The organism is Rhabdonatronobacter sediminivivens (assembly GCF_013415485.1).
In the GTDB taxonomy this organism is placed as follows: Bacteria; Pseudomonadota; Alphaproteobacteria; order Rhodobacterales; family Rhodobacteraceae; genus Rhabdonatronobacter; species Rhabdonatronobacter sediminivivens.
The window spans coordinates 16,467-29,173 of the sequence record NZ_JACBXS010000020.1 but is presented as its reverse complement, the minus strand read 5'-3'; the positions used below and the strand labels follow the sequence as shown (position 1 = coordinate 29,173).

The 12,707-nt window shown below is 64.4% G+C and carries 12 protein-coding genes and 1 pseudogene; 2 read left to right on the top strand and 11 right to left on the bottom strand.

All coding sequences use genetic code 11. The annotated features are described in order from the left end of the window. Positions 1 to 63: 63 nt before the first annotated feature. Positions 64 to 1,665, bottom strand: coding sequence for an ABC transporter substrate-binding protein (locus HUK65_RS10830; protein ID WP_179906225.1), 1,602 nt, complete (start codon positions 1,663 to 1,665; stop codon positions 64 to 66). A gap of 408 nt (positions 1,666 to 2,073) precedes the next feature. On the opposite strand from HUK65_RS10830, the gene HUK65_RS10825 reads away from it, so the two are divergent. Then, on the top strand, positions 2,074 to 3,777 hold the full coding sequence (locus tag HUK65_RS10825; RefSeq protein WP_179906223.1) for an asparaginase domain-containing protein: 1,704 nt from the start codon (positions 2,074 to 2,076) through the stop codon (positions 3,775 to 3,777). Here the strand turns inward: HUK65_RS10825 and HUK65_RS10820 are convergent. Together HUK65_RS10820 and HUK65_RS10815 are read right to left on the bottom strand one after the other, a co-directional pair. Beyond that, a complete protein-coding gene (locus tag HUK65_RS10820; protein ID WP_179906221.1) occupies positions 3,764 to 3,952 on the bottom strand; it encodes a hypothetical protein in 189 nt (62 codons plus the stop codon). The genes HUK65_RS10825 and HUK65_RS10820 overlap by 14 nt on opposite strands. A 60-nt stretch (positions 3,953 to 4,012) precedes the next feature. Then, positions 4,013 to 4,900 carry a LysR family transcriptional regulator ArgP gene (locus tag HUK65_RS10815; RefSeq protein WP_179906290.1) on the bottom strand — a complete coding sequence of 296 codons (888 nt, stop codon included), beginning with the start codon at positions 4,898 to 4,900 and terminating at the stop codon, positions 4,013 to 4,015. Between the two features lie 86 nt (positions 4,901 to 4,986). On the opposite strand from HUK65_RS10815, the gene HUK65_RS10810 reads away from it, so the two are divergent. Beyond that, positions 4,987 to 5,601, top strand: a complete 615-nt coding sequence (locus tag HUK65_RS10810; protein WP_179906219.1) for a LysE/ArgO family amino acid transporter — start codon at positions 4,987 to 4,989, stop codon at positions 5,599 to 5,601. Between the two features lie 138 nt (positions 5,602 to 5,739). Here the strand turns inward: HUK65_RS10810 and HUK65_RS10805 are convergent. The 8 genes and pseudogenes from HUK65_RS10805 to HUK65_RS10770 form a co-directional block, all read right to left on the bottom strand. Further along, positions 5,740 to 5,871: pseudogene (locus tag HUK65_RS10805) on the bottom strand (IS5/IS1182 family transposase); the annotation flags it as partial. Positions 5,872 to 6,036: 165 nt separating this feature from the next. After that, the gene (locus HUK65_RS10800) at positions 6,037 to 6,606 is read right to left on the bottom strand and encodes a hypothetical protein (RefSeq protein WP_179906217.1); all 570 of its coding nucleotides are present in this window, start codon (positions 6,604 to 6,606) and stop codon (positions 6,037 to 6,039) included. Between the two features lie 94 nt (positions 6,607 to 6,700). Then, complete coding sequence (locus HUK65_RS10795; RefSeq protein ID WP_179906215.1) at positions 6,701 to 6,886, bottom strand: hypothetical protein; 186 nt, start codon at positions 6,884 to 6,886, stop codon at positions 6,701 to 6,703. Continuing rightward, positions 6,883 to 8,004: a YeeE/YedE thiosulfate transporter family protein gene (locus HUK65_RS10790; protein WP_179906212.1), complete on the bottom strand. Its 1,122-nt coding sequence runs from the start codon at positions 8,002 to 8,004 to the stop codon at positions 6,883 to 6,885. Before HUK65_RS10790 ends, HUK65_RS10795 begins: the two co-directional genes overlap by 4 nt. 92 nt (positions 8,005 to 8,096) lie before the next feature. Continuing rightward, positions 8,097 to 9,038: a sulfurtransferase gene (locus tag HUK65_RS10785; RefSeq protein WP_179906210.1), complete on the bottom strand. Its 942-nt coding sequence runs from the start codon at positions 9,036 to 9,038 to the stop codon at positions 8,097 to 8,099. Between the two features lie 271 nt (positions 9,039 to 9,309). Beyond that, positions 9,310 to 10,605, bottom strand: coding sequence for an NAD(P)/FAD-dependent oxidoreductase (locus tag HUK65_RS10780; RefSeq protein ID WP_179906208.1), 1,296 nt, complete (start codon positions 10,603 to 10,605; stop codon positions 9,310 to 9,312). Further along, positions 10,602 to 11,957, bottom strand: a complete 1,356-nt coding sequence (locus HUK65_RS10775; protein WP_179906206.1) for a glutamine synthetase family protein — start codon at positions 11,955 to 11,957, stop codon at positions 10,602 to 10,604. The genes HUK65_RS10780 and HUK65_RS10775 overlap by 4 nt, the downstream gene beginning before the upstream one ends. A gap of 12 nt (positions 11,958 to 11,969) precedes the next feature. Beyond that, positions 11,970 to 12,662, bottom strand: coding sequence for a type 1 glutamine amidotransferase (locus HUK65_RS10770; protein ID WP_179906204.1), 693 nt, complete (start codon positions 12,660 to 12,662; stop codon positions 11,970 to 11,972). Positions 12,663 to 12,707: the final 45 nt, after the last annotated feature.

The following is a 12,707-nucleotide window of genomic DNA, read 5'->3' as shown; positions in this document are numbered from 1 at the left end:
GGGTCCGGGATCGAAGGGCGACAGGAAGGCGCACGTCCGGGCGCACGCCTTCCATGGGGGCGGTTATTCGACCGAAATCGGCGTCATGTCCTGGAACCAGCTCTGGGCCTGGATGAAGCCCTGGACATGCGGCGCCATGGCGCGGGGGTTCAGGTCGCTGACCACGAAGATCTGCGAAGCATCCGCAACCACCAGCTCATGCGCCTGGCGGATCAGATCATCCTGCTCTTCGGGATCGAAGCTTTCCAGCGCGGCCGCCAGAAGCTGCTCGGCCTCGGAGTGGTAATAGCCGCCCCAGTTCGAACCGCCCGGCGTCTGGAACTTCTTCATGAAGCTCCTGACGAAGGACAGCGGCTCCATCGAGGCGCTGGAGAAGTTGATGGCGTGATATTCGGGATGCGCCACCGCCCCGCGGATGAACACGCCGATCATGGTGTTCCAGTCCATCACCTCGAAATTGATGTTGAACCCCGCAGCACTCAGATGCGCCTGCATCAACTCATTCATCGGCAAGGGCTGCATCTGACCCGATCCCGCCGGCGAAATCCCGATGGTCACATCGCAGGGCAGGCAGCCTGCCTCTTCCAGCAAGGCCCGCGCCTTGTCCGGGTCATAGCTGAACAGATAGGGATCGCCGAAATTGCGCTGGTTGGTGGTGTAGGCGCCGAAGGCCGGTGTTGCGGTGTTGTTAAGCAATGCCACCATCTCGTCGCGGTTGATGGCGTAATTCGCAGCCTGCCGCACACGCATATCCGCAAAGGGGCCATCCAGCACGTTCAGCCGATAGGGCCAGTAATGCGGGTATTCATTGAGCACCACAGTCATCCCCGCCCCTTCGAGCGCCGGGATCATGTCCGGCGACGGCGCCTCGATGAAATCGACCTGCCCTGACAGCAGGGCGGCGGCGCGGGTCGTGGCCTCGGGCATGGGCAGAAGCACCAGCCGCTCATGCTGGGGGATGCGGTCGGGGTTCCAGTAATCCGCGTTGCGCAGCAGCTCCAGCCGCTCGCCGGGGACCGCGCGCGAGAAGACATAGGGCCCGGTGCCGGACGGGGACTGGCTGTAGGCGGCGCGGTCGTTGCCTGCGGCCTCATAAGCGCAGGGTGAGACCATCAGCACATAGACAAGGTTGTAGGGGAAAAGCGATTCCACCTCCCTTGTGTGGATCGCGAAGCTCATGTCGTCGATAGGCTCCACCTCGGCTATGGTCGAGGTGCGCGAGCGCGCGCGGGCGAAGTCGACCGGGTTGAAGCCGGGGTGATCCTCGTCGATCAGGCGCTGGTAATTCCAGACGGCGGCCTCGGCGTTCCAGGCGCAGCCATCATGGAAGCTGACCCCTTCGCGCAGATCGATGATCCAGCGATTGGGGTTCTCGGGGTCGATGTCCCAGGCTTCGGCCAGGCCGGGGATGATATCGACTTCCTGGTCCGAGGTGCTCAGGTCCCAAGCCACCAGCCCCTCATAGAGCGAATAGCCGACGAAGCGATGCCCCTCGAAGCCCTGATCGGGCATGCCTGCCCAGTCGGGAACATCGCTGACCGTCATCGCAACGGTCAGGGTGCCGCCGGGAAGCGACGTGCCGGTCGCAAGCGCCGCGGGTGACATCAGGACAGCAGCAAGTGTCGATGGCAGCAATCGGCTTCGAATCTGGGGTGGTCTGATCATGTGCAACCCTCCTGTGGCGGCGTTGTGGGAAACTCTTTTCCATCTTGGGTGGTGGCGCCTTCCCCTTGGTCGAACCACACGCGCGGCGCCCAGGACGCCGACCCTTGATGCTTTCGACGCTGCGTGAGCGAAGTCAGCCGCACAAACCCAAAGTATACAATCAACGGATTTTCTGCAGCGCAGCGCAATCAAGCCAAAGCATCAAGCAGTTTCATCGGGCGATGCTTAAAATGTGAACAATTACTTTAAGCCATGTTTAAAAGGATATTTTTGGCTGGCCAGAATCACCGCACCTGCGCGCATCTGCTTCAAGCGTATCGCAATGACGCGTCCCAACCGAATCTATGTATACAATATAACCCGAAGATCCGGTTTCGGATGCGACACCCAACCAAGCAGGAGGACCCCATGCTGCAGAAACCCCGCGTCCGAATCGCCCATCTTGCCGGGCCAACCGCGACCATCCAGAACACCCCACCGCTGGTCACATCGAACAAGGCACGGCTGCGCGCGGGCCTCGCGCCGCTCACCGGCCCCGATGGTCAGCCCCACCGCTTCGACGCGCTGCGCGCGCAACGCCTTGCCGCCCCGGCCAAGGTCTATGTGGAACAGTTCTCGGCCCATCCGCTGGAGGTTGACGCGGCTGAGCTCTACGGTCCGCCCGATGGCTATATCGGCGCTGACGGCAGCTTCAGCCCCGAACGCCGCGCCCCGGAGGACAAACCCGTCTACGAGGTCGAACTGACCCCCGAGGATGGCCTCTATCCGCTGCCCTATATGGCCACTCAGGCCGATGGATCAGCCTGGGACGAAGAGATGGCGACCCCCTTCGGGGATGACAGCAGGGCGCGGCAAAGCTTCTTCCCCGACGGCTCGCGCAGCTTCGAGGAGATCGACCGCCTGTCCATCGGCATCGAAGGTCAGGCCAGCGTGCTGTCGGAGCAGGCCGATATCGATTTCTTCCGCGTCCTGCCCCCGGGCGGCTGGAAGAAGGGCGTGCCCGCCAACCTGCGCACCGACAAGGGCGAGGGCGACATCCCCCCGGAAACGCGCGGCAAGGATTTCAACGCCTACAAGCCCTACCACCTGTCCTCGGCCCCAACGCGGCCAGCGCTGGCCAAGGCCACGAATGACACCCAGGCCATCGCCGACAGCGGTGAATATGACGGGCTCATCTGGACGCAGGGCAGCCCGCAGGTGGAGGAAAGCGCCTATTGGTTCAACCTGCTGATCGACACCGATCTGCCCATCTGCGGCAATGCCGCGCAGCGCCCGCAGGGCCAGATCAGCGCCGATGGTCCCAAGAACATCGTCGATTCGGTCGCCTTCGTCCGCTCGGGCATCTGGCGCGATGAAGAGGGGCGCAACCGCTGCGGCGTGGTGGTGATCCAGGAACAGCAATTCTTCGCCGCGCGCGAGGTCGCCAAGGCTGACGCCCGGCCCGGCGGTTATGTGGCCACGGGCGGGCATGGCGGCATCCTTGGCCAGATCACCCACAAGAATGATCTGTGGCTGACCTATGTGCCCGCCTACAAGCACACCTGGTGCTCGGATGTGAACCTCTCGAAACTGCCGCAGACCACCCGCGCCGTCACGGGCACGCCGGATGCGTTGACGCTGGTGGAGGTGGCAATCAAGGATGACGCTGGCAAGCTGCTTGAAGCGGCGATCCCATCGGTGTCGATGATCAAGGAGGGCAGCTTCTCGGACGAGGAATACGGCTTCGCCGCGGATGACGCAGCGGATCTGAAGGCGCTGATCGCCTACAAGCTGTCACTTGGGCGCCTTGCGGGCTTCATCACCGAGGGGCTGGTTCCCTACGGACGGCTGCCCTCTTCGGCGCGCGAGAAGCTGCTGGAACGCGCGGTGTTTTCCGGGCTGCCGGTGGTCCGGGTCGGGCGCGGCCATGCCGAGGGCTTCGCCGACCCCGCCCCTCTGGCGATCTCCGGGTCAAACCTGACGGCAACCAAGGCGAGAATGCTGCTCATGGCCTGCCTGATGAAGTTTGGTGCGCTCCCTGTCGCTGCCGATCCGGCCAATCCCACGCCCGAGGAGCGCATGTCCACGATCGACGCCATTGCCATGTATCAGCAGGTGTTCAACACGCATTGACGCCCTGCGCCTGACGCGCGGCGAGGCCGAGGATGTTGCGAAAGAGCCCGTCCGCCGCCCCGGTGTCGCCGAACTGGAGATGGGCATGGCCGGTAACCCCGCACTGGGGGAAGCCGGACCCGGCGCCCCGGCCTTCCTGCAGCAGGGCCGGGATGCCCGGCGGGTCGATGGCCATTCGAATACGCCCTTGCGCATCGCGCCACTGCGTTACGGGTCGGTCGGCATGAACCGCTCCTCACACCAGCGCTTCGCGGGCGTGATGGCGCAGGGCATCGCTTAGCGCCCGAAGCGGTTCGGCCGCGCGTCGGTTGATTTGCCAAAACAGGGGCCGGTCAAAGGGTGTGTCCGCAATCAGCTCCACCAACTGCCCTGCGCGCAAGTGATCCTGCACCAAAGGCGCGGGGTTCATGCCCCAACCCAACCCCTGCACCGCCGCCGTCACAAAACCCTGGGTCGAGGGTAGCCAATGGGTTGGCGCGGCCAGCCGTTGCCCGAAGACGGCTTGCACCCATTCATTTTGCAACTGATCCTTCTGGTTGAAGGTCAGCGCAGGGGCGCGGGCCAATGCTGAAAGGGTGACCCCGTCAGAGAAAAACCGTTGCATGAAACCGGGGCTGGCCGTCGCATGATAGCGCAGGCTGCCCAAGGCGATGGATTTGCAACCCTGCACAGGCTTGGCCACAGCGGTCAGCGCAGCCACCACCCGCCCCGATTTCAGCCAGTCGGTCGTGTGATCCTCATCATCCACCGCGATATCCAGCAAGATATCCGCATCACGGGCAAAACCTGTCAGGGCGGGCAGAACCCATGTGGCCAGACTGTCTGAATTGACCGCAACCGACAGGGTCACATGGTCTGTCTCGAGGGCGCTTGCGGGCAACTGGGTCATCAGGTCGCGCTCGGCCAGACCCACAAGCTCGATATGACGACACAGGGCATCCCCGGCCGCCGTGGCGCGGCACGGGCTGGCGCGCTCGATCAGGACAGTGCCAAGACGCTCTTCCAGCGCGCGCACCCGCTGCGAAATGGCCGAGGGCGTCACCCCCAAGGCCCGCGCCGCGCCCTCGAAACTGCCAGTCTGCGCCACCAGCGCCACGGCACGCGCGGCGGGATAATCAAGAATTAGCGCTCCTTCATCAGAGTTAGATCGTTTAATTTGCCTAAACACATGGTCCGGGCTATCGCAAGCTGAACCTGACCGGGGCGGATATGAGCGACCTGACGATTTACCTGACCGGCCTTGGCATCGGCCTGAGCCTGATCATCGCCATTGGTGCGCAGAATGCCTTTGTCCTGCGTCAGGGCCTGCGCGGGTCGCATGTGTTCCCGGTGGTGCTGACCTGTGCGCTGTCAGATGCGATCCTGATCGTGGTTGGCGTGACCAGTTTCGCCAAGATCGCCGCATGGTTGCCGATGGTCGATCCGGTCATGCGCTATGGCGGCGCTGCGTTTCTACTCTGGTATGGGGCGAGCAACATGCGCGCGGCCTTGACCTCATCGCAAGCACTCTGGATCGACGGTGCAGCCCCGCGCGAGCCGCTGCGCCCTGTGCTGCTGACAGCGCTGGCGCTGACATGGCTGAATCCGCATGTCTATCTCGATACCGTGGTCTTGCTGGGTACGATCTCGACGCAATATGCGGGCCAGCAGTTTGCCTTTGCCGCTGGTGCTGTCAGCGGTTCCTTCCTGTTCTTTTTCGCGCTCGGCTATGGCGCTGGCAAACTGAGGCCGCTTTTCGCGCAGCCGAGGGCCTGGCGGCTTCTGGAGGGCGGGATTGCCCTGGTGATGTGGGCAATTGCCTTGAAACTGGTTCTATCGGCCTGAACAGGCTGTTTCGCGTGGATCAGAAGTTCGCTGAAATCGTGCCTGAGCAGGAAGGTTGTCCCATCATCTGGCCTTGCCCGCGTGAATGCCAAGTCTGTCGGCCCGTTCGTCATCCTGGCCAAGGGCCCTGGTCCCGCTTCATGCGGCCAGCAACCGGGGCAGTCTTGCACGGCCGTTGGCGGCCATGGTCAGCATGAAGCGGGATTTGACGCGTTCGACGCCCTGATACATGGTTGGAGCCATGCCACCGACAGTGTTCGCCCAGCCGAAACTGCGCAGGATCAGAAAGCGGTTGAACGCAACACACTCCAAGATCAGGGTTTCAACGTCCCCGTGCGATGCATTGGCGCGACAGATAGCCTCGGGCGCGGCACGCCCGGTCTGATCTACTACTGCATCCAGGCTGGACTCCCCGGCCCCCGCGGGGTGGTGCGCTCAGTAGCGCACCTCGGTCACAAAGGCCTCGGGGGGTTCAAAACCTGGCTCCAGCACCGACACCAGCGGCAGTGTGAAACTGGCGCTGCGGCCATCCTCGGAAATATCGCCGGTGGAGGAAATGATCTCGACCCCGGTGACAGTGAAGCCGATGGAATAGCCTTCAAGCATGGGGCGGAACATGGCGACCATGGCCGGGTCCTCGAACATCTCGTCCATCTCGTCATTCATGTCATCCATCGGGATGGTGACGCGGACGACATCATTCCCCAGCGGCTCGAAAAAGGCCTGCATATCCGTGTCTTCGCCATCCTCGAACAGCTCGGAAAAACTGCCGGTACGGTCGAAACGGCACAGCGCCCGCTCGGCGGTCAGCTCCAGCGTGCCGCCATCGGCCGGATCGCAGAAATCCTCTTCGGCATCGGCCATGTCGAACAGGGCGCGCTGCATCTCGAACGTGCCGGTCATGCGGGCCAGATCGTCGCCCAGGATCTCGACTTCGACATCCGCACCAATGCAGCCGGCAAGGGCAAGAGTGGCGACAACGGCAATGCGGGAAGTATGGTTCATGGACTGACCCTCTTATTTCGACGCGGACCAAGTAGACCAATAATGCGGCGCCAAGGCCAGGGGTTTCTTGCAATCCGCCATGCCACGGGGGCGCTCAGCCGCCCGAGCAATGCGCGCCGCCGGGCGCCACACCAGAGCCAAAGGCGATCGGCGGGGGCGCGTCGAACAGGTCCACCGCGGGGCTGCGCAGGGTGTCCAGCGCCAGGATCGCCAACAGCAGGCCGATTGCCAGAAGCGCGACTACGGGGCGCGAGGGGCGCGCAGGCACGGGCACGGTCATGCCGGCACCCCCGTACCGGTTGGCCCGGCCCTGCGCAGAAGAACGGGGCGCAAGCGGATGCCCAGGTACGATCCGCCGAAAGCCGCGACCATCCACACCCAGCCATGCAGCGATCCGGTGGAAATGCCGCTGAAGAACGCGCCCACATTGCAGCCAAAGGCCAGCCGCGCGCTATAGCCCATGATCAATGCCGCCACCAGCACGGCCAGCCAGCTTGCGGCAGTCAGTCTTGCAGTCTGCGCCCCCGGATCGGCCTTCCACCGCATGGCGATGAACGCCCCGGCCAGCAGCCCTATATTGGTCAGCGAGGTTACATCGGTCAGGATACTCGCGCCCAGCCGCTCGGCATTCGCAGGCGCCGACCAGAAGGCTGTCGCGGCCAGATCGGCACCGCCGGCATCGGCGAGCTTTGCCCCCCAGAGGCCCAGTCCATAGACAATCCCCCAGGGCTGGCCCGCGATCACCAGATTGGCCAGTGCCAGCACGGCAATCAGGGCGGCAGCGATCCAGAGCCGCCGCGGCGGCATGCGCTTGCCAGGGGCGGCACGCAGCGCAACCACCGCACCCAGCGCAGCCAGCAGGGCCAGTGTGACCCACAGCCCGGCACCTGCCCCCCACAACCCCTGCAGCGTGATAACCGGCATCGTGCCCAACCCGGTCCACCATTCCAGATGGAGCGTGCCCAGGAAGCTGCCGCCGATGAAACCCACCAGCGCCACCAGCCCCACCAGATTACCGCTGCCCGCGTTGACCAATGTGCCCGAACCGCAGCCCATGACCAGTTGCATGGTGGCGCCAAAGACAAACGCGCCCGCAATCATGGCCAGCCCGACCGGCGCATGGGCGCCAAACAGCTCATCCGGGGCGGCGGCCAGCAGCGGAAACGCCGCCGCCGCAGTCAGCCCGATGGCCAGAAATTGCGCGATCAGCCCGCGCCCGTCGCAGTCGGTGACGATCATCCGCCACGGCCCGGCAAAGCCGAAGCGCAGCCCCTCCAGCACCAGCCCGAAACCAAGGCCCACCAGCACCAGCAGCCCCGCCCGTGCGCCAGCGGCAACAAAGGCATATGCGGCAAGTGCAAGCGCGAACATCACCAGTCCTGCACGGGTCCGTGTCATGTGTCGTCTCCGATCCGCTGTTCGTCACGGCAAAGGGGCGCACGCTGCACCCCTTTGCCCTGTCATTTCTTCGGGGTCTGCCTTGCACGGGCTCAGAACAGATCCGACACCCATTTGCGGGTCGAATGCCACAGATAGGCGATGCGCGAGGGTTCGTTGTCCAAGGCATGCCCGCCGGCGGCGTATTCGGCCATGCTTTCGGCATAAAGCCGGGTGTTGTCGACCCCTGCGACCTCGGACAGGGCGAACCAGTTGATCGCGGCCCAGTGGCCGGTGTTGCAGAAGTTTACCGTCAGCGGCGCTTCGGTCAGACCGTTCGCGGCGGCGATGGCATGGGCGGACTCGCTGTCGATCATGCGGTTACCGTCCATGAATTCGGCAAAGACCACATTCTCCGCATTCCGCACCGTTCCAGGGCGGGCGATGGACCAATCGATCCCGTCAAAGAACCCGCGGGGGCGGCTGTCGATGATACGCGCCTCACCCGAGTCGGTCAGCGCGGCGACCTCTTCGGTGCCCACATACCAGCTGGCATCCCAGACGGGATCAAAGCTGCTCTGCGCCACGTCGGCAGGTTCCGTGGCGACAGGCAGGGCCGCCTCGGTCCAGGCGGCGAAGCCGCCGTTGAGCAGCGCCAGATCTTCGACCCCGAGCGATTTGAGCGTCCAGTAGACACGCGCTGCGGCGCCCATGTCCGACGGGTTGGCGCCGCCATGGACCACCACCACCGGCGTATCGGCATCAATGCCCAGCCCGGTGACAACTGCGCCCAGTTCGGTCACGCTGCGCAGGGCACCGGGATTGCCTGCCTCGCCGCGCCAGTCGGCATAGGGCGAGAAGACCGCGCCGGGGATCAACTGATCCTGCGCGCCGGTGACATGCACCACGCGCACGGCGTCATCTGCATCCAGGATCGCGGCCAGTTCAGCGGGCTCCAGCAGCGGCGACCAGCCCTCGGGCGTGGCCATGACGGTGGCAGGCAGCGATACAGTCAGCGACAGGGCAACGAGGCCGAGAGACGTGGGGCGAAGCATTCGACGCTCCTTTCTTGTGGTAGCGCAGTCACGGTTGCGCGGCAGATAGGATGGAACTTGCCGCCACGCAATAATGCCACGGCCTGCATCGCCGCGGATGGGCCGAACGGTTTTCCCACGCGCCCGCGCGCGGAGGGAAAGGTTTTCCCAGTAGCGCCGGAACGCGGGGATCGGCCCACAACATATGCAGGAAGCGGGAAGCTGTTCTTATTCTCCGTCGCAAAGCACCGCCCACAGGGATGATCTTCCGCGCATGCGACCCCAATCAGGGTCAGATGCCCAGCCGGTCGCGCAGGGAAAACCAGGTCATCGCCAGCACCAGCAGCGGGTTGCGCAGCGCGGCACCGCCGGGAAAGGCCGGGAGTTTCAGCCGTGCCATCAGGTCGAACTGTTCGGACTGGCCGGCCACCGCCTCGGCCAGGGCGCGCCCGGCCAGCGTGGCCAGCGCCACCCCATGCCCCGAATAGCCCGAGGCGCTGAGAACCCCCTGCCCCGGACGCGCGAAATACGGCAGCCGCGTGCGGGTGATCGCCAGCGTCCCGCCCCAGGCATAGTCGATCCGCGCCTTGTCCAGATGCGGGAACACCTCGAGCATGGGCTTGCGTACCGTGGCAATGATATCGGGGAAACGGTAACCATAGCTTTCGCCGCCGCCGAACAGAAGGCGGCCATCCTCGGACATGCGGAAATAGTTGACCACGAACTTGCTGTCGGCCACGGCCAGGTTGCGGGTCAGCACGCTGCCCGGCTCCAGCGGTTCGGTGGCGATGATGAAATTGTTGATCGGCATGACCTTGGCGGCCACCTGGCCGTTCAGCTCCCCCAGATAACCATTCGCCGCGAGGATGACGTGATCGGCCTCGATACTGCCTTCCTCGGTATCGACACGCGGGCGGGGGCCATCGGTGATCCGGGTAACAAGGGTGTCTTCATGGATCACCGCGCCCGCATCCAGCGCTGCCCGCGCCAGCCCAAGGGCAAAGCGCAGCGGGTGCACATGGCCCGCGCCGTGGTCGATCACACCGCCCTGATAGCCGGGGGCCTTGACGATCTCCTGCAGCGCGGCGCGGTCCAGCGGCTCCATCTTGTCATAGCCGTAATCGCGGCGCAGGCGGTCGGCATAGGCGTGGGAATGGCGCACTTCGGATGCGTGCCAGTCGGCATGGATCACCCCGGGCGCGAAGGGGCAGTCCATGGCATGGGTGTCGATCAGATCACGCACCAGCGCCACGGCGTCCTGCCCCATGTCCCACAGCGCGCGGGCATCCGCGCGCCCGGCCATCCGCTCCAGCGCGTCCTGATCGATCCGCTGACCGGTGCCCACCTGCCCGCCATTGCGCCCCGAGGCGCCAAAGCCCACGCGATGCGCTTCCAGCACAACCACCTCAAAACCGCGCCGGGCCAGATGCAGCGCCGCCGACAGACCCGTATAGCCCGCACCCACCACCACCACATCGGCCCGGCGGCTTTCGCGCAGGGGCGGCTGCGGGTCCAGCGCGGTCGCCGTGGCCGCGTAATAGCTGGGCGGATAGGCTCCACGCGTGTCATTGGCAAACAGCAGATTCATACGTTCAACAACAGATGCTGGCGTTCCCAGGGGCTGATGACCTGCAGGAATTCCTTGTATTCCAGACGCTTGACGCTTTCATAGACGATGCAGAAGCGCTTGCCCAGAACCTCGCGCATGGGTTCGCACTCCTCCAGCAGGTCCAGCGCGTCGCCCAGCGTCAGCGGCAATTCATCTTCGGCCACATAGGCATCGCCCTTGTATTGCGCGCGCGGGGTAATCCGCTCGACGATCCCCAAATAGCCACAGGCCAGTGACGCGGCAATGCCCAGATACGGGTTGCAATCCATCCCCGCCAGCCGGTTTTCCACCCGGCGCGAGGCCGCGCTGGACACCGGCACGCGGATGCCCGTGGTGCGGTTGTCACGCCCCCATTCCAGATTGATGGGCGCCGCGAAATCGGGAACGTAACGGCGATAACTGTTCACATAGGGCGCCAGAATGGCGATCACAGCGGGCAGGTATTTCTGCATCCCGCCAATGAAGTAAAAGAAGTCATCGGTGGTCTCACCGGCCGCATCTGAAAAGATGTTGTTGCCCGAGGCAATATCCACCACCGAATGATGGATATGCATGGCGCTGCCCGGCTCGTTCTCGATCGGCTTCGCCATGAAGGTGGCGTAGCAATTGTGCCGCATGGCGGCCTCGCGGATCAGGCGCTTGAAATAGAAGACCTCATCGGCCAGTTGCACCGGGTCGCCGTGGTTGAGGTTGATCTCGATCTGCCCGGCGCCGCCTTCCTGCAGGATGCCGTCGATCTCCAGCCCCTGGGCTTCGGCAAAGTCATAGATGTCATCGATGACGGGGCCATACTCATCCACCGCCGAAAGCGAGTAGGCCTGCCGCGCTGCAGCCGGGCGGCCAGAGCGGCCCATCGGCGGCTCAATCGGTTTGGCCGGGTCGGTGTTGCGGGCGACCAGATAGAACTCCATTTCCGGGGCAATGACGGGTTTCCAGCCGCGTTCAGCATAGAATCCCATCACACGCTTGAGCACATTGCGCGGCGCAATCGGCACCGGCTGGTCTTGCGGGTCCAGGACGTCATGGATGACCTGCAGGGTAACATCCGCCGTCCAGGGCGCAGCCGTGGTGGTGGAGAAATCCGGCCGCAGGATCATGTCCGGTTCGGTATAGGCCTGGTCCGGCACCTGCGCCCAGTCGCCGGTGATGGTCTGCAAAAAGATCGAATCCGGAAGATAGAATTTTTCCTGACGGGCAAATTTGGCGGCGGGCATGGCCTTGCCGCGGGCGACCCCGGCAATGTCGGGGACGACGCATTCGACCTCGTCGGGGCGGCGCCCGGCGATATAGGCGCGCGCGGCATCGGGGATATGGTCGGTCCAGTGGGACATGGGGGCTCGCTATCAGATGTTGGCGCGACCGGCGGCGCGCTTGAGGAACTCGGCAATCCGCGCACCCACGGCGGGGCTGTCCAGCGGCTGGCCAAGTGCAGCTTCGGCGCTGTCCAGTTGTGGCTGGGGCACCACCCCCACGGCGCGGGTCCGGATCAGACCACGCACGAAATCATCCTTGAATTCGGGGTGGGGCTGCACCGACCAGCCCAGATCGCCATAGGAAAAGCCAGCGTAGCGGCAGAAATCATTGCTGGCAATGACCTGCGCACCGGGCGGCGGCAGCATGACCTGGTCCTGGTGCCAGGCGTTCACGGTCATGGGTCGGCCTTCGATGTCATAGGTCTGCGGCCCCACGGCCCAGCCGCCGGCGAACTTTTCCACCTTGCCGCCCAGGGCTTGCGCCATCAGCTGATGGCCGAAACAGATACCGACCACCGGCACGCCCGCGCCCATGGCATCACGCACCAACTCTTCCAGCGGCGCAATGAAGGGGTGGTCTTCATAGACGCCATGCTTGGAGCCGGTGATCAGCCAGCCATCGGCGTCATGGGGGCTGTCGGGGAAGTCCATTTCCTCGACCAGCCAGGTGCGGAATGTGAAGCCATGCCCATCCAGCAGGTGTTCGAACATGCCTGGGTAGTCGCCCAAGTGCGGGCGCAGGGTCTCGGGGGATTGGCCGGTCTGGAGTATACCGATCTTCATAGCGTCACCTGACAATTTGATCAAATGTAGCACCGAAGCGCGCGG